The sequence below is a fragment of the Leptotrichia sp. SK-5 genome (genome assembly GCF_055387215.1).
In genome coordinates this window covers 1,517,281-1,541,326 of the sequence record NZ_AP028931.1, presented here as the reverse complement: position 1 = coordinate 1,541,326, position 24,046 = coordinate 1,517,281, and the positions used below count along the sequence as shown (strand labels likewise).

Here is a 24,046-nt window from a genome sequence, read left to right as displayed (position 1 = left end):
GAAGTATAATAATGAAAATAGCAGTATATGATAAAAAAGTAGAAATAAAGAATGATAGCTATGATGTAGAGATTTATTTGGAAAGTCAAATAGAATATTTGAATAATGAAAAAATTGATAAAAATGAAATTTTAAAATTCTTAGATTATTTATATGTGAAAATAGATATATCTAAAAATACAGATGTATATTATTTTGGAGAAAATTTAAGAATGTGGTCCTCCTTACTTTTATTTTCTTATATTGACGAAAAAATTCGATTATTTCACCTAGATAGAGAAGTGAAAGAGAGTAATCTATTAAGGTTAAATTTAGAAAATATAGGCTTAGAGGAAGAAAATATAAAAAATATACTATCGAAAGAAGAGTATAACAGTTTACCAGAATTTATAAAAAATCTTTATTATGATAATGAAAATATGGAAGAATGTAAACTTTCAGAGATAGGAAAATTATATGTTGAAAATATTAAGAATAGAAGAAAATAAATATAGAAATATTTATGTAATTTCAGATATTCATTCTCATGGAAATTTATTAGAAAAATTATTAGAAAAAATAGAATATTCAAAGGAAGATTTGTTTTTAATTTTAGGTGATTCCTGTGACAGAGGAAACGAATTAGAAAAAACTTATGAAATATTATTTAAATTGCAAAAGAAAAGCAATTTGATACATTTGATAGGAAATCATGAGAAAATGCTAGAAGATTACTATATGGGAATTGAGAGAAAAACATATCTTATAAATGAAAATGGAAGTAAAAAAACGAGAGAAATTTTAGATAGTAATGAAGATTTAAAGGACAAAATATTAGATTTTATTTATGAGATGCCACATATTGTATACAGTGAAAATTATATATTTGTTCATGCTGGAATAGATAAAAAAATATCTCTTGAAAATCAAAATGAAAAATATATTTTATGGACAAGAGATAGATTTTGGTTGGATAAAGATAATGAAAATAAGAAAATAATTATTTTTGGACACAAAATACAGGAATATGGAAATATAAAAATAGATAATTTTTATAATTATATTGGAATAGATTGTGGAACTTATAAGTTTAACAGGTTAGGTTGTTATGAATTGAAGAGCAAAAAAATTTATATGAGTGAGGAAAATATATGAAAAATAATATAAAAAAATATTTTATTTTAAAAAAAGACTCAAATTCAGTTTTATGTAAAGATGGGGAAGAAGAAGTCAGACTTTTAAGAAATGTTTTTCTTGTGTATGACGATGTAGAAGAAGGAGATGTTTGGGAATTAAGATGGAATAAAAAAAGAGAACAATATGACCATTTCTCACAACTATTTGATGCACAGCATTATAGAAAAAATTTTTCAGAAGGAGTTACTTATAGAGGAAAAATATTTAGAACAGCAATGAATTTTTATTTGGTAAGAGTTGATAAGTATAAGTATGGGTTAGTTTATAAAACGGACACAGTTTCTAATGCTAATATTGGAGACGAAATAGAATTCATAATAACTTATACAAAAAAAGGTAGACATAATTTGAGTAGTTACAAAGTTAATGAAGATAAATATATTAAGTTAATAGAAAAATCAAAAGAAAAGTCTAAAAAATTACTTATTCATAGCGTAAAAGAAGAGATAACTAGAAAAAATGATAACAAAGAAGATATAGAATTAAAAGGTTGGAATTATTTAGTTGAAGATGTAGAAAATAACTTAAAATTTAAAATATTTATTTCTTCAAAAGTTGATACATATTATAATCAAAGAAATTATGAAATAATAGACACGCTAATAGTTGGAAATGAAAAAGTAGAAAGATATTTTAATTGTAAAATTAAAGATAAGAAAACAAGATATTGCCATTATAATCTTCAAGTAGATAAAGAGTTTAAAGAAAGAATCCAGTTAGAAAAAGATGAGTTTTTTGCAATGTTTAAGAAAAATGAATTAGATGTAGAAGATTTGACCTATTACATTGAGAGAGAAGATATAGGATTAGCAAAATTTAATATAAATTCCTATAGTTTAATAGAGTTAAGCTTATTGGATACTTTACATAATGATTGGGTTTGTCTTGAATTAAATCAGTATAGAATTCAGTTGAAACAAATTATGTATCCTAAAGAAGAAATAGAAAATTTTTATATTTCAAAAGTAATAAAAACATTTTCTGATAAAATCATATATCAGTTAAGTTCTCAAAATAAAGAAAGTACTCTAAATAACAGATTATTTATAGAAGCTTCGGATATAGATTATTTAGAAGATGTTGTAGAAGTTGGAGATGTATTAAAAAAATTAAAATATAAATATAAAGTAGGAGAAACTTTTTATTTTTATACACAACTTCCGTATTTAGAAAATCCATTAATTCAAATATTGAAGAATAAATTTTCAGGAGATACAATAATAGCGAGAGTATATGAAGTAACAAATAATGATATACAAGTTATTATTGAAAATAAGTATAAACTAGTTATTCCAAAAGAAAATTTGAAAAAATTAACAAAATTTGATATAAAAGATTACTATCAAAAAGATAAGCTATATGAATTTTATATTGATGATATTTCAAAAGAGACTGGTGAATTATCATTATTAGGTTATAATCCATTTAAAATTAAGAAAATAATGCAAAAAATTGAAAAAGATGATATTTTAGAGTGTACGGTAAAAAATACTTATCATGGCTTAGTAGGTATTTATGAAAAAGATGGAGAATACATAGAAATAAAAGTTCCAGGTGAGGAGATATCATATCTTTCTAAGGAATTAAATTTTGAAGAAAATAAAAAATATCAATTTAAAGTTTTGGAAAAAGAAGAAAATTTATTAATATTGTCCCGTAAAAGATTATCTCCAAATATACGATGTGAATTAGAAGAAAATTATCCTGTTGGTAGTGAGATAGAAGGAATTTACTTTACAGAAGACGAGGAAGGATTCTATTTTAATTTGACAAATCAAGGTTATTCTCTAAATTTAGGAGATTTAATAGGATATTTACCATATAACAAAATTTCTTTGTATCCTGATGTAGAAAATTTAAAACAACAATTTTTGAAGAATTCATATAAAAAGTATAAAATAGATAGTTATCCTAAAAATATAAATAGTTTAAATTTGAAAGATAGAGCTATTCAATTAAAGATGTTGGATGAATATTTTACAATAGAACAAATAATAGAAGAAATTAATTTTGATGAAATTGTTTTAGATATAAAAAATGTAACAAATAGAAAATTGATAGTAACTGATGAGGATAGATTATATTTTGAATCAATTATAAAAAATCAAAAAATTATTTTTTCGATAAAAAAAGATGAGTTTTTATTTGGAGAAGAAGTTTCAAAAGAAAACTATTCATCAAAATTAGAAAAATATTATGTTCATTTAAAAGAAAATAAAGATAACAATATTATATATAATGATTTATATTCAATATTTGATGGTAATTATGATAAAATTTATGTTTCATTGAAAAAAATTGAATTATTAAATAATACAATAGAAGTTTCTTTAAAACAAAAAATAAAAAAAGTTTTGACTGAAGGAAATTATTCTATTAAAGGAAATTTTGAAAATAGCTACCTTTTGGGTGATGAAGAATTAAATATAAAAATAAAATTAAATTCAAAAATTTCAGATTTAAATTATAAATATTATATTTCAGAATTTGAAAAAGATATATGCATACTAAGATTAAATATTTTTGATGAAGATATGAAAGAAAATGAAATAGAAGTTACAGTTAAAGAAAAAATTTCAGAAACAGAGTATATATGTAAAATTAATAAAGATGAAATTCTAGTAAAAACTAACACAAAATTATATTTAGGAGAGAAAATATATTGTAAAATTAATGAAATCATAGATAAAAAAGTAATTGGTGAGTTGAAAATTTATGAAAATGAAGATGAGATTATAAAAAATAGTTGTTATAATTTACAATTATATTTAGAAGAAAAAATTCAAGGACTTTCAATTGAAACTTTACAGAAATATATTTTAAAAAAGGGTAAGTATTATAAAAAAATACCAATATTCAATAAATACTGTTCATTGATTTTATCAGGAAATAAAAAGAATAAATATATCTTTAGCAAAGATGAATTTTCTAATGGAGCATTTGGAAAAATTTATTCAGGTTATAATCTAATAACTGATGAAAAAGTTATTTTGAAAAGATATAGTGCAGATAAAAAAATAGAAGAATATGAAAGTTTTTATCATGAGGCACAACTTTTAAATGAAATGGATTTAGAAGTATTAATGAAAGTATATGAGTATGATCAAAATGAATATGTAGGAGAATATATAGAAGGTAGAACATTTAGAAAATATTTAGAGGAAGAAGAGCATACACCTAAAGAAAAGATGGAGAAACTAATTGCAATATGCGATGCTTTAGATCTGATTCATAGTGAAGAAATTTATCATTTAGATATAAAACCTGATAATGTTATGATTGATAGAAATGAAAATATAAAGTTAATTGATTTTGGTTGTTCACAATCAAAATATGAAGAATATGGGAAATACGGAACTTTACTTTATTCCTCTCCTAAACAATGTCTTGCATACAATGAAAACGAGAAGTTAAAATATAGTGAAAAGGATGATATTTATTCATTTGGTATAATGATGTATCAATGTTTTGCAGGAAAAGTTCCTTATGGGAATAGTCTTGGAGAAGATGGTATAATAAAGGGACATAGAGAAGGAAGAATAGTTACGGAAGATATCGAATATAAGTATTACAGTCCAATTGAAGTAAATAAAAAGATAAATGTAAAATTATCAGAAATTATTGATAAATGTTTAGAAGTGAATGAAAATGATAGATATGACAATATTTGGGATGTAAAAGAAGAGTTAGAAAAAATTATTGAGGAGATTTAAATGGGATTTTTTAATGGTATGTTTGGAAGACGTCGTTCAGATGATGAAGAAATATTACGAAATCAACGAGAGCAACAAAGAACCCAAGAACAATTTAGAAAAGAAGTATTAAGACGGGAAGAAGAACACAAAAAAAATGTAGAAGAATTACATAATGTAATATTTCAATTGAAAGAAGAAATGAGAACTATAAAAAATGAACAAAGAAATTTAAAAAGAAGTAAAGATGCAGCAGATAAAATTAAATTAGATGAAAATAAGCTAAGAGAGGAGGTAACCCAAGAACAATTAGAAAAAAAAGAAAAAGAAGAAGAAGAATTAAAAAATAGAAATAAGATTTCTGAAAAAGAATATATGGAAGCAAAACAGATTACTGAAAAAATAAAAAAACAATTAGAAAAACATATAGAACATAAAAATAGTATTGAAATAGAGAAAATTGAAAAAAAATTGAAAGAGAACATTATAATTTTCAAAAATAGATTTGTAAATGGTAGAAGTAAAAGCATGAAAGAACTAGAGCTTGTAAAAGAAATCATTTATAATATCGCTAATTTTTACTATAATTCTGATGAATATCAAAAAGCTTTAGATCTTTTTTTAGAATATAAAGAATTTAGTACTTCAAAAGATGACAGAAATATAGAAAAAGGAATTATCAATTCTTCATTTAAATGTGGAAAATACAAAGATGTTGAAAAATACTTAGAAGATTATTATGAAAAAGAAAAAGAAGAAGAGTATATTTTAAAATTAACATTGTATTTAAAACTAAATAATGAGAAAAAAATGGAAGAATACATAGAAAAAACAGAAGAATTATTTTTAAATGATACAAACAATATAGGGAAGCTTTACTGGGAAAAATATGCTGAATTACTCGAAGAATATTGCTTGAATAAGAAAAATAATAAAAAATATATTAGCTATTTATTTTTTGTACTTTTATATAGAAAAAAATTTGCAAAAATTAAAGAATTACTAATAAAATTTGAATCATTTGAAGAAAAAGAATTTTTTGAAGGATTATTAGATTTAAGAAATAATGAAAATCAGTTAGCAGCTAAAAAAATGAAAAATTATACAAAAACATTGTATGGAAAATTGTACTATCTAGAAGCTGTTAAAAATAATCTGAATAAAGAAGATGTATGTATCTTAAATGAATTTTTAAAAATTAAATTTGAAAAAATAGAGAAGAATATGTTTTTTACTGATTTTATGCATATTCAGAATAAAAAATATGAGTTTATAGCAGCTAAATTGGAATATGTGGTAAAAGTAAATAAAAAAGAAGAAATATCAAAAATTTTAAATGAAATAACAGAAGTTTTGGAAGAAGACTCAAGGAAAAAACAGGAAAAAGGTAATGTGTCTTTATGGGTAACGTTAATAAAAAATAAAGAATATTTAGAAAAATTAAGTAGTCCATTGGCAGAAGAAATAGATAATATATTACAAAAATATTTATCAAAAGATGAGATTTTGAGATTAAAAGACGGGCTAGAAGAAATACCAGAAATAGATATTTCAGAAGAATATACTATGTTAGATTTAAAAAATAATATTTCCTGGTATAGAGATATAAAATGTAAAAATAATTTAACAGGAGATTTAAAAATTTATATTGAATTAACTGAAACTATGAATAATGAAAAAAGAAATGAAAAGCAAATAGCTCTTTCAAAAGATCAAGTATTAGGTAAAAATTCAGATTATTTTTTAAAAATAGATAACTATTATTTAGAAGATAATAAAATCCAGATTATAACAGAAAATTATACGAATTTGTATGAAGAATTTAAAGACAAATATACTGTTATGACGTATGAAGATAAATTAAAAGAATCATGTAAATTAATAGAGGCATTTAAAAAATTAGAGAAGGAAGGCATAGTTTTTAATCGACTTAATCCTGATAATTTAGTTATTGGAGATGAAAATTACAAATTTAGATTTTTAAACTACATAAAAACTAATTCAAATGGAAGTTTGAGTTCAACAAATAGTATTTTAAATAAAAAGAGTAACTTTTATCAATCTCCAGAGTATATAGAAAAAAATATAGGAAAAGAAAGTAATATTTATATATTGGGTTTAATCTTACATGAAGTATTTTATGGTTATCATGTTATAATGGGAATTGTAGATTCCAATTTGTCTTTAGAAATTAAAGAAAAAATAAAAGATGCATTCTATCTTGAGAAAGATATAGATAAATCAATTGTAAAAAATATATCTTCTGAAAGATTATATGGAGAAAATAGAGAAAAAAATACTGTTAAGATTAGAAAAATACAGCAAGTTTATTATGTTCCAAAATTAATAAGTAATTTGATAGAAGAAATTTTATCAAGTACAAAATCAGCTAGACCTTCATTAGAGGAAATATCTGAAAGATTAGAAGATATAGCAGATGATACACAAAATTATACAGGTTATATTCCGAACAACTTTAAAAAAGAAGATTTGATAAAAATTATAAATTTACTAAAAGAAAATATAAATAGAATAACTGTTAGAGATGAAAATTTACAAAAAATCATTTCAGAAGTAGAATGTGATAAAGATGCATCAGCTTTAATTGTATTAGAAATGAATGATAACAAAGTTTTTGAAATAAGTGAAATTGGAGAATTGTATAATCTTGTTGAACGAAAACAAAAAGAAGAATTAAATGTCTCAAAAGAAGAAATAAAAGAAAAAATTGAAAAGCTGTTATTAGAAGGGAATTACAAAGAGTTCTCAGAAAAAAATAAAATTTCAGAAACTAAATCAGAAGAATTTCTTTACGGTGTAAGAGAAATTTTAAATAAATATTTTGAAAATGGTATAATTGAATTGGAGAATGAAAGAGAGTATTTTGAAGAAATTTTAGGAAATACTAAAGAAGTTAGTCAATTATTTGCAACATCAGATTCAGTAATTCTATTTAAAATATTAGAAAAATTATTATATTAATAAGGAGAAAATAAAATGTCAGCAGGAATAGAATTTGAGATTTTTATAGATGGTGTTAAAGATTTTATTTTTAAAAGAAAAAACAATATGGATCAAATAAATTCTAGTATGAGAAAAGAGATAGAAAATTCTAAAATAGATTTAGAAAAATTACAAAATATGTCTTCTAGTAATATTGAAGAATATAAAAGCAAAAATATATCGACAATAACAGAATACATAAATTATTTTTTAAGTAAAAATGAATTAGAAGAAGTGAAGAAATATCGAGATTTACTAAAAAAAGTAGAGAAAACAACAAAATTTTCTGAAATTTTAGAAATTTATGATGAAGTAATAGAATATTATGATGAATATCAGTTTAGACTTGAAGAAAAAAATAATGAAAAACTTTTAAAAGAATATGTAATTTCAAAATTACAGGAAATGGGAAGAGAAATATATGTAGATGAAGATGGAAAAATTATTTCTCCTAAAGGAGAAAATGATTTAGTCATTGAAATTGAAAAAGATAATTTAAAATTAGATATTCCAGGAAAAGAAAGAAGTTGTGTTTCAACATTGATAGAATTTGAAAGAATAACACAAAATGAATTAAAAAAGAACAAAACAGAATGGCATACGTTAGAAAAAGAAAAAAAACTTAAAAAAAATATTACTAAGGTAAGAGAAAAGTTAAATTTTAATCAGATTTATGATAAAAAGTTAATGGAAAAAGAAAAATAGAAGGAAGTTCTGTAGATAGTTGGAGACTAGAATAATATTTCTTGTAAGTTATTAGTCTATAGGATGATAAAAGTGCAATTTTTTAAATGAGAAAGGAAAAGCAAATGAATAGTATAGTTTTAGAACTTTCTGCACTGGAAGATAAAGTAATAGATAATACAGGAATGTATAGTCTGGAAATTCATAAAAAAATATCTGAAATCTTAGAAATAGAAAATAAAAACGAATTGAGAGTATCTAATATTTTTGGAGAATTTTTTAATAAAACAATACGACTTGAAAAAAGTAAGAAATATAAAATTAGAGTAATTACTAAAACACAAGAAAAATTTTTAAAATTGAGAGATCAATTATTTCAAATAGCTATAAATAAGGAGAAGATAGTGATTGGAGGTGGTATCTTTCAATTAGCTGGGATTATAACAAAAAATGATACTTGGTGCGGAGAGTATGATTTTGAAAAAGAAATAAAAAGTTTGAATGTAGATGCACTTAATTTTTCTGCAAAAATAAACTTAAAAATTATAAATCCTATCCTAAAAGATGTAAAATCTATTTTTGGATTAGAAAAAATACTAGAAATTATTTTAAAAGATGTAAAAAATGATACAAATTTAGTAATAGAAGGAATAAAAGAAAATATTTTAAATTCTATTACAATAAAAAAGGAATTTTATAGAGAAAAAAGAGTAGACTTATTAAATAGTAAGGTTAAAAAAATATATTTAGGAGATATAGAAGCAGTATTACGAGGATATTATGGGAATCTCTTTTTGCTTCTTCTTAAACATGTAAAATATGCTGGTATAGGTGAATTTAGAGAATACGGATTTGGAGAAATGATAATTAATAATTAAATGTACTTAAATAAAACAATCAGATTTTAAAGATTTAGATAAAAATCGATTAAAAAAGTAAAAAAACAGCAAAATTAATAGAAATATTGAAAAGGAGTTCTACTAGTGAAATACTCAATATTAAAATTCAAACGAAATGAAACATATACAATGAGAGATTTGGAAAAGTTAAGAGGCTTTTTAGCGGATAAGTACAGAGAAAATACGGTTTTTCATAATCACTTGTCGGATGGCTATAATTACGCGTATCCTAAGTTGCAATATAAACTGATTAAAAATATGCTTTCTATAATGGGAATTGGTGAAGATGTTACTGAGATAAATAAGAAACTTTTTGAAGAAATTGATTATTTGAATATTGATGGGAATTTGATTTTTGATATTCAGAAAGAAATTGAAATTTTTGATGATGAAATAGAGTTTACGGGGGATAAGATGTATGAATATAGATTTGTGACGCCGTATTTACCATTAAATGACAAAAATTTTTCTAAATACTTGAGGAGAGAGTACACATTGGAACAAGCGATTACGAATAACATTTTAGAAGTATTAAAAGGTTTGGGAATTTGGCTTGAGAAAGAAAATAAAATTTATGTTTCGGCAGATTTGCAAATAACTTCAAGAGATTTGAAAAATGTAAATATGATAGCATTTATTGGAAATTTTTATACAAACATAAAATTTCCAGATTATTTTTCGCTTGGAAAAAGAAAAAGTTTAGGTTATGGAACGTTTGTGAAAGTTGAGAAATAAATTTTTATGAAATTATATGAAACTAAATATTTTTAATTGATAAAACTAAATAGATATGGTAAAATGAATGTGGTTATTATTACTATATCTTTATATTTTAATTGTAATTTCTTTTACTTGCAAAGTAGCTAAAATAAAGGAATTGGGAAATAAAAAAGTTACGGAAACAGGTGAAAAAACAATAAAAATCTTGTCATATATCTGTTAATTTTAATAGAGTTAGATTCTCAAAAAAACTCTATAAGAGTTGAAAATAAAGAGTCTGCTCTGTAGAACGGATAAAAGAAGAGAATCCAGTAGAATAAGGATTGAAACACATTTCCATTTCTAAACTCTACTTGAAGAATGTAAATAAAAGAAGAGAATCCAGTAGAATAAGGATTGAAACTTTATTAGTATCCAACTGATATATATTGCTTTCTTCCTATAAAAGAAGAGAATCCAGTAGAATAAGGATTGAAACTCACAAAATTGGTTGAATTCAAGAGGATATGTTCCTAATAAAAGAAGAGAATCCAGTAGAATAAGGATTGAAAAAAGAAAAGATTTGGAAATTTGGTTTGAAAAAAATAAAACGAAATATACTGATGAAATTTATGGAGATTTAATCTATGAAAATTATAATATCACCAAGCAAAACTAAAAAAATTAACAATTTGCCAATAAAAGACAGCGGCTCTTTGACTGAAAAAGAGCCTTTTTATCTAGAAATAACGAAGGAAATTATTGAAAAAATAAAAACCTTTTCTGTAGAAGAAATTGAGAAAAAGTTTAAATTAAAAAATGAAAAGGCACAAAAGTTATTGGAATTTTATAAAAATTATGAAAACGAGAAAAGTGGAAATGCTTTGACAAGCTATACTGGTGTTGCGTATAAGGCTATAAAGATTGAAACATTTGATAAAAATGATGTTGAATATTTGGAGTCGCATTTAGTTATTTTATCTGCTTTATACGGTATTTTGACTCCTTATACAAATGTGAAAGAGTATCGTCTTGATATGACAAATTCGATTTTTGAGAACAAGTCGCTTTATGAGGTTTGGAAATCAAGTGTAAATGAATATTTTGAAAAGGAAGAAATTATTTTAAATCTTGCCTCAAAGGAATATTCTAAACTTATAAACTCTGATAAATTGATTGATTTTGAGTTTTGGGAAGATTCAAATGGCAAATTAAAGCAAGTGAGTACAAACTCGAAAAAAATGAGAGGATTTACTTTAAATTATATTGTGAAAAATAAGATTAGTGATGTGAAAAAATTGAGAAATATTACTTTGGATGGGTATATTTTTGATGAGGGAATGTCAGATGGGAGAAAATATGTTTATGTGAAAGAGTGATAACAAGGGGAATGAAAAAATAAGTGTCAGATTTTGGTCTTTTATTAAAGTTATGAAGGGAAGATATATGAATAAATTAATCTTTATTTTTTTATTATTGGGAGTTTTAGGATTTTCAAAAGATAAAACTGTGATAAGAGATAAAAAAATATCTGAGGGGAAAAGAAAATTTTTATTAAAACTTTCAGAACAAGCACCATATAAGACAGAAACTGAAAATCTGGTAGATTATAGTTATATCTGCATTTTTAATAATTAAATAATTTAAAAAATAGAGAGTTTTAGATATATACTCTCTATTTTTATTTCTCTACGTTTATAGCAAAAAATCAATTAAAAATTTTCCCTTTCACAAATCCCCCAACCTTAACTAACGCCAACAAAATCGTAAGCAATACAATAATTGAAGGGCCTGACGGAATATTTAGCGTGTAGGAAAAATATAGTCCTGACAGTATTCCGATAAATGAGAAAATTATGGATAGAATTATGATTGCTGAGTATTTTCTTGCGAGTGAGGCTGCGATTGCCTGCGGGATTGTCAGGATTGAGATTATTAGGATGATTCCTATTGTTTTTATGTTTATTATTATTACGGATGATATTAGGATTATCATAAAGTAGTTTATGAAGGCTACTGGGACGCTGTGGATTTTGTAGAAGTTTTCATCAAAGCTGGTGTAGACGATACTTTTGTAGAAGATGATGAAAAATGTGATTGTGATGATGTCCAGTATTAGCAGTAAAATTATGTTCAGGGTGTTGGATAAAAGGATATTTCCGAATAAATAAGTTGACATATCGGACTGATAGCCTGGTGTCAGGAAGGCAAAAATAATTCCGATAGCCATTCCCATTGACATAACGATACCTATTCCCAAATCACCATCAACATGAAGAGTGTCTTTTAAAACCAAAATCAGCACACCTGACAGTATTGAGAAAATCAGTCCAAAAAATAATGGATCTTTTATTGGCAAGTTAAAGAAATAAATTAGATAGATTCCTATTCCGATACCGCCGTAAGAGGCATGGCTAATACTTGATGAAATAAAGACCATTTTTTTATTTACAATATAAGTTCCTATTATTCCGCAGCATATACTAGAAAGAAGCCCTACAATAAGGGCGTTTCTCATAAAAGCGTATTCAAAAATTTTTATAAATTCCATAATTCCCCAATCTTTAATAGTTTATCTTTTAATTTTGTAAATTTTATTTGTGTGAATGTAAATAAGGATTGCTGCACACGTAATCTTCCTTTTTCTCGTAAATTCGGATATTGCCTTCCACGACAAAAATGGAATCAATGTAATCGTAGATTTTTTCCAGTTCATGAGAAATTACAACGATTGTTGAATCTGACAGCTCCTTTATTTTTTCAAAAAGTTTAAATTCAAATTCCTTATCCAGAAATGATTCCGGCTCATCAAGAAAAATAAGTTCTGGCGAAGAAATTAAGGCACGTGCAATCAATGCCCTTTGAAGCTGTCCTCCAGATACTTCGTTTATTAATTTATTTTTTAAATGAAAAATATCAAATTCCTTCAAGAGTATTTCAGCACGTTTTTTTTCTTCGTTGTTGAATCTTCTGAAAAGATTATTTTTATTAGTCAATCCCGATATTATCAAGTCAAAAATATTAATGGGAAAGGAAGTGTCAAACTCCCTTATTTGTGGCAAATACCCAATTTTGTTTTCACTTGTAAAAAATTCAATACTGCCAGAATTTTTCCTCAAAAACCCAAGCATAACCTTTACCAAAGTCGATTTTCCACCACCATTTCTTCCCAGAATTGCAACATTTTTTCCTTTAAAAATATCTAAGTTTATATCGTTCAAAATATAATCATTGTTGTATTTAAAATTAAGATTTTGTACGCTCACAAGTTTTTTATTCTGTCCGTTAGCCATCAAATTTTTATCCTTTCGTTTTTCTTCTCGTTCTTTTTTTGAATAAAAATTTTTAATTTAAATAATCTACAAACTGTTTTAGATTTTCAAAGACATTTTCCTTGTCAACATTAAATTCAGCGACTTTTGAGTTAGGAATTTCTTTTGAAATAGCTTCGGCACTTTGTTTTGGAAATTGAGGCTGAACTAAGATTGTAGTTACATTGTGTTCTTTTGCTTCATCAATAATTTCTTTTATTTGCTGTGCTGATGGTTCTTTTCCTTCCTGCTCGATTGAAATTTCTTCAATGGCATAATTTTTTAGGAAATAGTTTAATGCAGGGTGATAAATCATAAATGATTTTTTAGTTTTTGAAGCCATTTTTTGCGAAAGTTCTGCTTTTACTTGATTAAGTTCTGTGATGAAAGCATTGTAATTTTTTTCAAAAGTTTCTTTTTTTTCTGGATAAAGTTTTGACAATTCATTTTTTATATTTTCAGCAACTTTAGGCATCATATCAAGCGAAAACCATACATGCGGATCAATCCCACCGTGTCCTTCATGTTCGTGATGATGTTCGTGTTCTTCTTCCTTTTTATCTGCATGTTCATGCTCATGTTCGTGATCATGATCTCCTTTGATAAATAAATTTTTATCAACACCATCCAAAACATTAACAATTTTATTTTTATCGCTTAGGCTGTTAGAAATTGTTTCTTCAAATCCCAACATATTGTAAGTGAAAAATACTTTTGAATTTTCCAAAATTTTTAAATCTGAAGGTTTTGGCTCAAATAGTTCGTGATTCATATTTGGCTGCACAATTGAAATAACTTCAAAATCATCTCCTGCAATTTTTTGAGTAAGCCATCTTAAAGGCGATACGCTTGTTACAATTTTTTCCTTTGCTCCTGCAGTAGTTCCTTGCTCTTTTTTAGTTTCTGATTTATTTCCGCAAGAAAAGATAAACAGAGCTGATAATAAAAATAATGATAATAATTTTTTCATTTTAATTCCTCCTAAATATGTATTTTGTAAATCATAAATTTTAATCACAATCGTTGCATTTTCCCTTAAAAATCGAAAGATGCGACAATAGTGAAAAGCCTCGTTTTTTTAATTCACTTTTTTCCTTTTCTGTTTCTTCATTTGAAAATTCTGGCACAGTTTCAATATGCTTGCAAGAATCACAAATAAAAAAATTGGCATTTTCTTCTTTAAAGTAATATTTTTCATTTTCAAAGTCAAACGAAAAAATATAATTATTTTTTTCTAAAAATTCCAAAGCCCGATAAACTGTCGACAAGTCAAAATCTACTTTTGATTTTAAAAATTTGGCATTTATTGGAGTGTCTGAAGACTGTATAAGATTAAGTATTTGCTGCCTTTTCTTAGTTAATTTCATAATAACATCTCCTAATAATAAAAAACGTTTTTTATTTTACAAATTTGCAAATCATTCGCAAAACATAACTTATTATATATAAAAAAATGTATTTTGTCAAATGAATTTATAACAATATTTCTTAATATAAAAGGATGTCAGAATTTTTTTAAATTAATTTATTTTGATGTAAAGAAGTGATGTTGTTGAATTGTACTGGAAATTATGGTAATATATTAATTAAATAAATGCGTTGATTAGAATTGAGGAGGAAAAATATATGTATAAAGTATTAGTTGGGGAATATATTGATGATGATGCGATTGCGGGACTGCAGGAAGCTAGAGATGTAAAAGTTGATGTGAAAGTTGGGATTTCACGTGAGGAAATTTTGGATATAATTGGCGAATATGACGCTCTGATTGTGAGAAGTGTTATAAAGGTGGATAAGGAACTGCTGGATAAGGCAAAAAATCTGAAAATAGTCGGACGTGCGGGAAACGGTACAGATAATATTAATATTCCTGAGGCAACTGCACATGGTGTAATTGTAGCGAATACTCCTGACAGCAATACGGTTTCGGCTTGTGAAATTGCGATTGGGCTAATGCTTGCCTCTGCGAGAAATATTATTGCGGCAAATAATTTTATAAAAAGTGGAAAATGGGAAAGAGAAATATTTGTAGGAAGCGAGATGTTTGAAAAAACATTGGGAATTATCGGACTTGGAAGAATTGGTGGTCTAGTTGCTACGAGAATGAAAGCGTTTGGAATGAAACTAGTTGCTTATGATCCGTATATTTCAGATGAGCGTTTTAAGAGATATGGCTGTGAAAAGGCTAAAACATTGGATGAATTGCTGGAAAAAGCAGATGTGATAACCATTCATACGCCTAAGACTAAAGAAACTGTGGATATGATAAACGCTGAAAATATTCACATGTTAAAAGACGGTGTAAGGCTTGTAAATGCGGCACGTGGAGGATTATTTAATGAGGAGGCTGTGGCTGAAGGATTAAGAAGCGGGAAAATTGCAAGTTTTGGATACGATGTTCATACGGTTGAGCCGCGTTCTGAATGTATTCTTTATGAATTTGAAAATGCAATTACAACGCCACATATTGGAGCGACAACTTATGAAGCACAGCGAAATGTAGGGACTCAGGTTGTAAAGCAGGTATTAAATGGACTTCGTGGGGAAATAGTTGAAACGGCTGTGAATCTGCCTGCGATTGGAAGAGAGGAATTTTTAATTGTAAAACCATTTATAAATCTGGCTGAAAAATTAGGAAAAATTTATTTTCAGATTGAAAAAACTCCAATTACAAATGTTGTGCTTAATTATTACGGAGAAATTGCCGAGCAGGAAACTGCACTTGTGGATTCGACAGCGATAAAAGGAATTTTGGAGCCAGTTTTAAAAGAGGAAGTTAATTATATTAACTCAAAGCCGCTTGCTGAAAAAAGAGGGATTAATATTTCAATAAATAAAAAGGAACATAAATATAAAAATTATTCTTCAGCAATAGAGTTTGTAATAACAAATGAAGAAGGCAAGAAAATATATGTTGTCGGAACAATTGGAATGAACAACGAGGAAAGAATTATCAGCATAAAGAATCACGATGTGGATATGGCAATTTCTGACAATATGATTTATTTAGGAAATGAAGATGTGCCAGGAGTTATCGGAGCTGTGGGGGCAACACTTGGAAAAGAAAATATAAATATTGCTACAATGAATGTAGGTAGACGTGAAAACAGTGCAATTATGCTGCTTACAGTTGACAGTGAAGTTGGAAGAAGATCATTGAAGGAACTTAGAGGATTAAGTCAGATAAAATGGGCTCATTACTTGGATTTGACAATATAGTGTTTTGTGAAAGTTGATAAATTGTAGATGAATGTAAATGAATATTTTAAGAAATTGAGAAATTTAATAAAGAAAATAGATTTTTTAGATTAAGTCTTGCGACATGGTTCTTCTTGTAGAAATTATGATGATAAAATGAAAGGAATAGATATGGGTTTAAAATTTAGAGTAAAAGTGCCGGGAACATCGGCTAATATTGGTGTGGGATATGATTGTCTGGGAGTTGCGTTGGATTACTTTCTGGAACTGGAAGTAGAGGAAAGCGATAAAATAGAATTTTTGGAAAATGGAGAGCCGTTTTCGATTCCGATTGAAGAGAATTTGATTTTTGAAGCGATAAAATATACGGAAAAACATTTGGTAAAAAACATTCCTAGTTATAAAGTGAATATTGTGAAAAATGATATTCCAATTTCACGTGGGCTTGGAAGCAGTTCATCTGCTATTGTTGCTGGGATTATGATTGCAAATAAATTTGCTGGTGATGTGCTGGATATTAATGAGGTGGCAAAATTGGCTGTGGAAATGGAAGGACATCCTGATAATGTAGTGCCTGCAATTTTCGGAGGAATGGTGCTTACTGCACATGATAAGGAAAATCTTGTCTACAGTTCGTTACTAAATTCTGATGATTTATGTTTCTACGTAATGATTCCAGATTTTAAATTATCGACAGAAAAAGCAAGAAGTGTGTTGCCCAAAACCTACTTAGTTTCTGACGCAATAAACAACATGTCGAAGTTAGGATTGCTTGTAAATGCTTTTAACAAAGGGCAATACGACAATTTACGTTTCCTTTTAGGCGATAAAATTCACCAGCCTTATAGATTCGCATTAATAAACGATTCAGAAAAAATCTTTGAAGCGTCTAAAAAACACGGTGCATTGGGAGAATATATAAGCGGGGCAGGTCCTACATTGATTTCCTTGAATTACGACAATGATGAATTTTTGGAAAATATGAAAAAAGAACTTGCAGAATTGTCGGATAACTGGACTATTGAGAAGAAGAAAATTAACTTGAAGGGTGCGGAAGTTTATTAATTTTTTTTAATTTAAAAAGGGAAGTTAATTTAAGTTAGTTAGTCAAAAAAGGGGAGAGGTTTTTTAAAAAAATTTTGAAAATTCAAAAAAATGTGGTATAATAAGTTTGTGGTAAAAATTCCTACCACTACTAAAAATTAAAAAAGCAGGGAAAAACCTATTCAAAGCCAATGAACATGCACGTTAGGAGTTACGGAAAATGTCAAAAAAACAGCAAAAAATGATAAAAATCAAGTCAAAAAATGCGATTTTAATGTCTGAAAAAAATTCTGTAATACTTATTAATAAAGGGTTTTCTCAAAAGTACAGGTTAAAGTAAGTTATCCATTAAAACAAGGATTGAAACTACATCTGTGTTTCCTTTATTAGTGATATAATCCCTGTCGTTAAAGTAAGTTATCCATTAAAACAAGGATTGAAACCAATGCTACTTTCTTTAGATTGTATACCGTTAATATTGGTTAAAGTAGGTTATCCATTAAAACAAGGATTGAAACCTTTCATATTTACCATTACCAGCATCTTTAATATTGTTAAAGTAGGTTATCCATTAAAACAAGGATTGAAACTTATTATTGAATTCCAGTGATCTTATACTGTTGATTGTTAAAGTAGGTTATCCATTAAAACAAGGATTGAAACCAATGCTACTTTCTTTAGATTGTATACCGTTAATATTGGTTAAAGTAGGTTATCCATTAAAACAAGGATTGAAACAATGCACTTGATTCAAAGTCAAGTCTTATAATGTCTTGTTAAAGTAAGTTATCCATTAAAATAAGGTTTAGAAAATAACAACTTTTGTATAAGGTTGTTTTTTTGTTTGAGAATAAAATTAGGGGGTTGAAAAAAAAGTAAAAATATGTTATTATAATTATAGAAAATAATTTTAGGTAGAGAGTGGGTTAGCCCACTCTTTAGTTTTAGATATGAGGTGTAATTTTATGGAACAGATTTTAAATGAGTTTGAGAAGAAAATCGAATCGCATTTAAAGGAAATGAATCTGGAGTTGGCAGATTTGGAATATGTGAGGGATGGGGGATATAATTATTTGAGAGTATATGTGGAGAAACTGGATGGGACTACTACACTTGATGATTGTATTGATTTTAGCCGTGAGATTGATGGGATTGCGGATGAATTGATTGAGGAGAAGTTTTTTCTAGAGGTTTCAACACCTGGAGTTGAGCGTAGATTGAGAAAACCTAAGGATTTTGTGAGATTTTTAGGGGAGAAAGTTAATGTTCAGGCTAAGAATAATATTGAGGGGGCTAAAAGATTTGTTGGAAAATTGGAAAAATTTGAAGATGATACGATTTTTCTTTTGGATGATAAATTGGGGAAAATAGTGGAAATACCACTTTCTAAATTAAAAAAGGCAAATTTAATATATGAATTACCGAATGGCATATTAAATAGTGAGGAGGAATGATGAAAGGGCGAGATCAAAAAATATTTTTGGAAGCACTTGATGAACTTGAAAAAGAAAAGGGAATTTTAAAGGAAGAATTACTGGAAACAATAGAAACTGCATTGCTTGCGGCGTATAAAAAAAATTATGGTGAAAAGGACAATGTAAAAGTAACGATTAACAGAAACAGCGGAGATGTGAAGGTTTATTCACAAAGGCTGATTGTAGAAAATGTAGAAAATCCTGAAGAGGAAATTAGTCTAGAAGATGCAATTTCTGTTAAAAAGCGTGCTAAGCTGGGAGATATTCTGGATTTGGAAATTAATGCGGAAAGTTTTAAGAGAAATGCAATTCAGAATGCAAAGCAGATTGTTGTACAAAAAGTTAGAGAGTGTGAAAAAAGAAATATCTTTAATAAATTTAAGGAAATTGAAAATTCAATTGTTTCTGCAAATGTTAGAAAAACTGATGAAAAAGGGAATCTGTATGTAGATATAAATGGACTTGAAGCAATTGTGCCGGCGAAGGAATTGTCACCAGTAGACATATTCAGACAAGGGGACAGAATTAAAATTTATATCGGCGCTGTGGAAGAGTCTACGAAATTTACAAAAACTTTTGTTTCAAGAAAATCTGAGGAATTGCTTCGAGGACTGCTTGAATTGGAAGTTCCTGAAATTTATGAGGAAATTATTGAAATCAGAAACATTGCAAGGGAAGCAGGAAGCCGTTCTAAAGTCGCTGTTTACTCAAATGATGAAAATCTGGACGTTAAAGGTGCATGTATTGGACGTAACGGAATGAGAATCCAAAATATCATTGATGAACTTTGCGGAGAAAAAATCGACATTGTTCTGTGGAATGAGGATATAACGGAATTTGTAAAAAATGCCTTGAATCCTGCAGAAGTTCTGTCAGTGGAAATCATTGAGGAAGGCGAAGAAAATATGAAAGTTGCAAGAGTGCTTGTAGCAGAAAATCAGTTATCGCTTGCAATTGGTAAGAAGGGTCAAAATTCAAGGCTTGCAGCAAGACTGTGCGGCGTGAAAATAGATATTCATACAGAGCCTGCTGAAATTGATGGATTTGAAGAGTACGAAGAAGATAGGGCTTTTAATGATTCATTTGAAGATGAAGTTGAGGAAAGCGCATTTGCTGGACTTCACGAGGAAGACTGAAATTTGTAAAAAAATTATAAATTATAAAAGATAAGTATCGAAAAAGTATCAAACAAGGAGATGATTAGAGAGTTTGGATACATTAATAAAAGAAAAGAAAGAAAATAACAAACCTGAAAGAATGTGTATTTGCTGCAGGAAAAAAGGTAAAAAGATGGATTTTTTCAGGATAACTGAGCAAGACGGAAAATATGTTTACGATAAGGAAATGAAGGTGCAGGCAAGAGGATTTTATGTCTGTAAAACGAATGAATGTATTGAAAGGCTGTCAAAACATAAGAAATATAATGTTGAAATAGAACAGCTTGTACGAATGCTTGAGGAAGTGAAAAAACAAAAGAAAAATATAATTGATATTTTAAAGCCGATGAAAAATTCTGAATATTTTGTCTTTGGAGTTGAGGAAACAATTAACGGAATAAAGCGTGAAAAAGTAAAGCTTGTTATTATTCCAAAAGATATAAGGACAAAATACATTGAGGAGTTTAAAAAATTAACTGAAAAATTTAATTTTAAAATTGTATTTGTTGAAAAGAAAATCGAATTAATAGAGCTTTTTTCAAGAGATGTGAATGTTGTCGGTATTTTTGACAAAAAAGTAATCAAAGGAATATTAAGCAAAGTGGAGGTGATGAATGGATGAAAGTGCATGAGTTAGCAAAAGAAAATGGTTTTACGGCAACTAAATTTATGGAGGAAATTAGAAAATTTGGGGTAGACAAAAAACATCATATGAATGTACTAAGTGATGAAGAAGTAAGCCTAATAAGGAAAAAACTTCAAAAAGGTGTCCAAAATAATCAAAATAACAGTAAAACTGAAAATCTGAATAAAAGTGAAAATAAAACAGAGAGTACAAAAGAAAATATTGCAAAAACAGTAAGTAACCATTCAGAGAGTCAAAAAAACAGCAATGCTGAACACAATAAGATTAGTGAATCTAAAAACATTAATAAAAATTACGAAAAATCAAAACAGCCATTGGAAAAAGATATTAAACTAAATGTAGAAAAAAAATCAGATGACAGCAATAATAAAAATAATCTGAAGACTACAAAAAATTTAGATAATAATAAAAATCAAAAATTTGAAAAATCAAATAAGTTTGATAAAAAAGAAAATAATAGGAAAATGGAGATGAAAGTTAATTTGAGTAGCCAAAATAATAAAGCGAATGAATTAAATAAAGAAAAGCAAAATTTTCAAAGTAGAGAAAACAGAGATAGTAGAGAAAATAACGGAAGAACTTTCCAAAATAGAGACAATCGAAATAGAGAAGACAGAAATAAAGACGGATTTAGAAAAGAAGGAAGAGATAATTTCAGAAGAGACAATCGTAACTTTAATAAAGACGGAAATAATCAAACAAGAGATAACCGTGACAACAGAGGTTTTCAAAATAGAGATAACAGAGAAAATAGGGAAAACAGCGGAAGAACTTTCCAAAATAGAGACAATCGGAATAGAGAAGACAGAAACAAGGACGGATTTAGAAAAGAAGGAAAAGAAAACTTCAGAAGAGAAAATCGAAGCTTTAATAAAGACGGAAATAATCAAACAAGAGATAACCGTGACAACAGAGGTTTCCAAAATAGAGATAGAGATAATCAAAGCACAGGAAGAAACTTTAGAGATAGACAGGATAATAGAGGATTCTCTGATAGAGGTGGATTTAATAAAGATAGAGATGACTTTAGAAGAGACAACCGAAATTTTTCTAACGCTAAAAAGGAGTCAGCTTCTGAAATTCCAGCAGCGACAGTGGCTGAAAAAGGAAAAGCTGGTGGAAAAGGAAAAGGAAAATTCGACAAGAAAAAATATGAAAAAAATAAAAGGGACAGAGAACATCAAGAAAAGGAACTTCGTTCAGACTTTAGAAAAGATGACAAAAAGAAAAAGAAAAACAAAAAACAGGAAAAAGTTGTCAAGGATGAAATTGTCAGAATTGAAGGAGAGAGCATAGGAATGATAACAATTGGAGAAGAAATTGTTATTAAAGATTTAGCTGAAAAACTAGGAATCAATGTTTCTGATATAATCAAAAAATTCTTTATGGAAGGAAAACTTCTTACTGCGAATGCTATTTTATCATTTGAGGAAGCTGAAGAAGTGGCACTTGAATATGAAGTAATTGTAGAAAAAGAAGTAGTAGAGGAAATTAGTTACGGTGAAAAATATCAGCTTGAACAGGAAGATACAGCTGAAGAACTTGTAACAAGAGCTCCAGTTATTACGATAATGGGACACGTTGATCACGGTAAAACATCACTGCTAGATGCACTTAGACATACAAATGTAATGGGTGATGAAGCTGGAGGAATCACGCAAAAAATAGGAGCTTATCAAGTAAACTGGAAAGGTCAAAGAATTACATTTATTGATACTCCAGGACATGAGGCGTTTACTGAAATGAGGGCAAGAGGTGCCAATATTACTGATATTTCGATTCTGATTGTAGCGGCTGATGATGGGGTAAAACCTCAGACTGTGGAAGCAATTTCGCATGCTAAGGAAGCGGGAGTTCCAATAATTGTTGCAATTAACAAAATTGATAAGCCAGGTGCAGATCCTATGAAGGTTAGAACTGAATTGACTGAATATGGACTGATGTCACCTGAATGGGGAGGAACTACTGAATTTGTTGAAATTTCTGCAAAACAGAAAATTAATTTGGAAGAACTTCTTGAAACAATACTAATTACAGCGGAACTTGAAGAATTGAAGGCCAATCCAAATAAACGTCCTAAAGCGGTTGTAGTAGAGTCAAGACTGGATCCAAAAATGGGAGCAGTTGCCGATGTACTTGTGCAGGAAGGGACACTTAAAATTGGAGATGTGTTCGTAGCAGGGGAAGCTCATGGTAGAGTCCGTTCAATGCTTGATGACAGAGGTAAAAAAATAAATAAAGCCATTGTTTCACAGCCAGTAGAAATTACAGGATTTAATGTTGTGCCAAATGCAGGTGATGTTTTATATGGTGTAGAAAGCGATAAGCAAGCTAAAAAAATTGTAGAAGACTTTATTAGAGAGAAAAAGGTAAACGAGCAGAACAAGAAAAAACATATTTCACTGGAAAGCTTGTCTCAAGAATTAGAAGAACAAGAATTAAAAGAATTGAAATGTATTATAAGAGCCGATTCAAAAGGGTCTGTTGAAGCACTAAGAGAATCGCTTGAAAAACTTAATACTGAAAAAGTTGTAATTAATGTAATTCAAGGAAGTGCAGGAGCTGTAACAGAAGGAGACGTAAAACTTGCAGAAGCATCAAATGCGATTATAATTGCATTTAATGTACGTCCAACAACACCAGCTAGAATCATTTCCGAAAAAATTGGAGTAGAAATTAGAAACTATAACGTAATCTACCATGCAACTGAAGAAATTGAGAAAGCAATGAAAGGAATGCTTGATCCTGAATTTAAAGAAGTTTACTATGGAAGAATAGAAGTTAAGCAAGTGTTTAAAGTATCAAATGTTGGAAATATCGCTGGAGCTATCGTTGTTGATGGAAAAGTTACGAAAGATTCAAAAATCCGTGTGATTCGTGATGGAATTATTATTTTTAATGGCGAATTAGGTTCGTTAAAACGATTTAAAGACGATGTTAAGGAAGTTGTAATGGGACAAGAATGTGGAATTGGTATTCAAGACTTTAATGATATTAAAGCTGGAGATATTATCGAATCGTATATTATGGAAGAAATCCCAAGATAACAGATAGATAGGTGA

At 27.7% G+C, this 24,046-nt stretch carries 19 protein-coding genes and 1 CRISPR repeat array; of the genes, 15 read left to right on the top strand and 4 right to left on the bottom strand.

The window, feature by feature from the left end; all coding sequences use genetic code 11:
• The first annotated feature begins 11 nt into the window (after positions 1-11).
• From ACZ5B9_RS07785 to ACZ5B9_RS07745, 9 genes are all read left to right on the top strand, one after another.
• Positions 12-488, top strand: a complete 477-nt coding sequence (locus tag ACZ5B9_RS07785) for a hypothetical protein (RefSeq protein ID WP_464422089.1) — start codon at positions 12-14, stop codon at positions 486-488.
• Positions 457-1,134 (top strand): metallophosphoesterase, encoded by a 678-nt coding sequence (locus ACZ5B9_RS07780; protein ID WP_464422088.1) that lies wholly within the window; start codon positions 457-459, stop codon positions 1,132-1,134. Before ACZ5B9_RS07785 ends, ACZ5B9_RS07780 begins: the two co-directional genes overlap by 32 nt.
• The gene (locus ACZ5B9_RS07775; protein ID WP_464422087.1) at positions 1,131-4,889 is read left to right on the top strand and encodes a serine/threonine-protein kinase; all 3,759 of its coding nucleotides are present in this window, start codon (positions 1,131-1,133) and stop codon (positions 4,887-4,889) included. The genes ACZ5B9_RS07780 and ACZ5B9_RS07775 overlap by 4 nt, the downstream gene beginning before the upstream one ends.
• Positions 4,890-7,850 carry a hypothetical protein gene (locus ACZ5B9_RS07770; RefSeq protein ID WP_464422086.1) on the top strand — a complete coding sequence of 987 codons (2,961 nt, stop codon included), beginning with the start codon at positions 4,890-4,892 and terminating at the stop codon, positions 7,848-7,850.
• Positions 7,851-7,865: 15 nt separating this feature from the next.
• A complete protein-coding gene (locus ACZ5B9_RS07765) occupies positions 7,866-8,576 on the top strand; it encodes a hypothetical protein (protein ID WP_464422085.1) in 711 nt (236 codons plus the stop codon).
• A gap of 104 nt (positions 8,577-8,680) precedes the next feature.
• The gene (locus tag ACZ5B9_RS07760) at positions 8,681-9,433 is read left to right on the top strand and encodes a hypothetical protein (RefSeq protein WP_464422084.1); all 753 of its coding nucleotides are present in this window, start codon (positions 8,681-8,683) and stop codon (positions 9,431-9,433) included.
• Between the two features lie 105 nt (positions 9,434-9,538).
• Positions 9,539-10,189 carry a CRISPR-associated endonuclease Cas6 gene (locus tag ACZ5B9_RS07755; protein ID WP_464422083.1) on the top strand — a complete coding sequence of 217 codons (651 nt, stop codon included), beginning with the start codon at positions 9,539-9,541 and terminating at the stop codon, positions 10,187-10,189.
• A gap of 611 nt (positions 10,190-10,800) precedes the next feature.
• Positions 10,801-11,532, top strand: coding sequence for a YaaA family protein (locus tag ACZ5B9_RS07750; protein ID WP_464422082.1), 732 nt, complete (start codon positions 10,801-10,803; stop codon positions 11,530-11,532).
• A gap of 67 nt (positions 11,533-11,599) precedes the next feature.
• The gene (locus tag ACZ5B9_RS07745) at positions 11,600-11,791 is read left to right on the top strand and encodes a hypothetical protein (protein WP_464422081.1); all 192 of its coding nucleotides are present in this window, start codon (positions 11,600-11,602) and stop codon (positions 11,789-11,791) included.
• Between the two features lie 70 nt (positions 11,792-11,861).
• Here the strand turns inward: ACZ5B9_RS07745 and ACZ5B9_RS07740 are convergent, their stop codons facing one another.
• From ACZ5B9_RS07740 to ACZ5B9_RS07725, 4 genes are read right to left on the bottom strand one after another with little or no spacing between them, the layout of a single operon-like run.
• The gene (locus ACZ5B9_RS07740; protein ID WP_464422080.1) at positions 11,862-12,704 is read right to left on the bottom strand and encodes a metal ABC transporter permease; all 843 of its coding nucleotides are present in this window, start codon (positions 12,702-12,704) and stop codon (positions 11,862-11,864) included.
• Between the two features lie 43 nt (positions 12,705-12,747).
• Positions 12,748-13,446: a metal ABC transporter ATP-binding protein gene (locus tag ACZ5B9_RS07735; protein ID WP_464422079.1), complete on the bottom strand. Its 699-nt coding sequence runs from the start codon at positions 13,444-13,446 to the stop codon at positions 12,748-12,750.
• A gap of 52 nt (positions 13,447-13,498) precedes the next feature.
• On the bottom strand, positions 13,499-14,434 hold the full coding sequence (locus tag ACZ5B9_RS07730) for a metal ABC transporter substrate-binding protein (RefSeq protein WP_464422078.1): 936 nt from the start codon (positions 14,432-14,434) through the stop codon (positions 13,499-13,501).
• Positions 14,435-14,474: 40 nt separating this feature from the next.
• Positions 14,475-14,831, bottom strand: a complete 357-nt coding sequence (locus tag ACZ5B9_RS07725) for a Fur family transcriptional regulator (RefSeq protein WP_021744564.1) — start codon at positions 14,829-14,831, stop codon at positions 14,475-14,477.
• 259 nt (positions 14,832-15,090) lie between these two features.
• On the opposite strand from ACZ5B9_RS07725, the gene serA reads away from it, so the two are divergent.
• The 6 genes from serA to infB all read left to right on the top strand — a co-directional run bounded on the left by serA (position 15,091) and on the right by infB (position 24,031).
• Entirely contained in the window at positions 15,091-16,683 is a 1,593-nt protein-coding gene (gene serA, locus ACZ5B9_RS07720; protein WP_464422077.1) for a phosphoglycerate dehydrogenase, read from the top strand.
• 150 nt (positions 16,684-16,833) lie between these two features.
• Positions 16,834-17,727 (top strand): homoserine kinase, encoded by an 894-nt coding sequence (gene thrB / locus ACZ5B9_RS07715; RefSeq protein ID WP_464422076.1) that lies wholly within the window; start codon positions 16,834-16,836, stop codon positions 17,725-17,727.
• A gap of 309 nt (positions 17,728-18,036) precedes the next feature.
• Positions 18,037-18,518: a CRISPR direct-repeat array (repeat unit 37 nt; unit sequence GTTAAAGTAGGTTATCCATTAAAACAAGGATTGAAAC).
• Between the two features lie 153 nt (positions 18,519-18,671).
• Complete coding sequence (locus ACZ5B9_RS07710) at positions 18,672-19,160, top strand: ribosome maturation factor RimP (protein WP_464422075.1); 489 nt, start codon at positions 18,672-18,674, stop codon at positions 19,158-19,160.
• Complete coding sequence (gene nusA / locus ACZ5B9_RS07705; RefSeq protein ID WP_464422074.1) at positions 19,160-20,317, top strand: transcription termination factor NusA; 1,158 nt, start codon at positions 19,160-19,162, stop codon at positions 20,315-20,317. The genes ACZ5B9_RS07710 and nusA overlap by 1 nt, the downstream gene beginning before the upstream one ends.
• A 73-nt stretch (positions 20,318-20,390) precedes the next feature.
• The gene (locus ACZ5B9_RS07700; protein ID WP_464422073.1) at positions 20,391-20,960 is read left to right on the top strand and encodes a DUF448 domain-containing protein; all 570 of its coding nucleotides are present in this window, start codon (positions 20,391-20,393) and stop codon (positions 20,958-20,960) included.
• The gene (gene infB, locus ACZ5B9_RS07695) at positions 20,957-24,031 is read left to right on the top strand and encodes a translation initiation factor IF-2 (RefSeq protein WP_464422072.1); all 3,075 of its coding nucleotides are present in this window, start codon (positions 20,957-20,959) and stop codon (positions 24,029-24,031) included. The genes ACZ5B9_RS07700 and infB overlap by 4 nt, the downstream gene beginning before the upstream one ends.
• The last annotated feature ends 15 nt before the right edge of the window (positions 24,032-24,046 follow it).

Excerpts from the sequence above, each read along its gene's own strand:
- ACZ5B9_RS07710 (WP_464422075.1), top strand. The coding sequence starts at position 18,672 with ATGGAACAGATTTTAAATGAGTTTGAGAAGAAAATCGAATCGCATTTA.
- ACZ5B9_RS07780 (WP_464422088.1), top strand. The coding sequence starts at position 457 with ATGTTGAAAATATTAAGAATAGAAGAAAATAAATATAGAAATATTTAT.
- ACZ5B9_RS07725 (WP_021744564.1), bottom strand. The coding sequence starts at position 14,831 with ATGAAATTAACTAAGAAAAGGCAGCAAATACTTAATCTTATACAGTCT.
- ACZ5B9_RS07740 (WP_464422080.1), bottom strand. The coding sequence starts at position 12,704 with ATGGAATTTATAAAAATTTTTGAATACGCTTTTATGAGAAACGCCCTT.
- infB (WP_464422072.1), top strand. The coding sequence starts at position 20,957 with ATGAAAGTGCATGAGTTAGCAAAAGAAAATGGTTTTACGGCAACTAAA.
- ACZ5B9_RS07745 (WP_464422081.1), top strand. The coding sequence starts at position 11,600 with ATGAATAAATTAATCTTTATTTTTTTATTATTGGGAGTTTTAGGATTT.
- ACZ5B9_RS07735 (WP_464422079.1), bottom strand. The coding sequence starts at position 13,446 with ATGGCTAACGGACAGAATAAAAAACTTGTGAGCGTACAAAATCTTAAT.
- ACZ5B9_RS07785 (WP_464422089.1), top strand. The coding sequence starts at position 12 with ATGAAAATAGCAGTATATGATAAAAAAGTAGAAATAAAGAATGATAGC.
- ACZ5B9_RS07730 (WP_464422078.1), bottom strand. The coding sequence starts at position 14,434 with ATGAAAAAATTATTATCATTATTTTTATTATCAGCTCTGTTTATCTTT.
- ACZ5B9_RS07775 (WP_464422087.1), top strand. The coding sequence starts at position 1,131 with ATGAAAAATAATATAAAAAAATATTTTATTTTAAAAAAAGACTCAAAT.
- thrB (WP_464422076.1), top strand. The coding sequence starts at position 16,834 with ATGGGTTTAAAATTTAGAGTAAAAGTGCCGGGAACATCGGCTAATATT.
- ACZ5B9_RS07770 (WP_464422086.1), top strand. The coding sequence starts at position 4,890 with ATGGGATTTTTTAATGGTATGTTTGGAAGACGTCGTTCAGATGATGAA.
- ACZ5B9_RS07760 (WP_464422084.1), top strand. The coding sequence starts at position 8,681 with ATGAATAGTATAGTTTTAGAACTTTCTGCACTGGAAGATAAAGTAATA.
- serA (WP_464422077.1), top strand. The coding sequence starts at position 15,091 with ATGTATAAAGTATTAGTTGGGGAATATATTGATGATGATGCGATTGCG.
- ACZ5B9_RS07750 (WP_464422082.1), top strand. The coding sequence starts at position 10,801 with ATGAAAATTATAATATCACCAAGCAAAACTAAAAAAATTAACAATTTG.
- nusA (WP_464422074.1), top strand. The coding sequence starts at position 19,160 with ATGAAAGGGCGAGATCAAAAAATATTTTTGGAAGCACTTGATGAACTT.
- ACZ5B9_RS07765 (WP_464422085.1), top strand. The coding sequence starts at position 7,866 with ATGTCAGCAGGAATAGAATTTGAGATTTTTATAGATGGTGTTAAAGAT.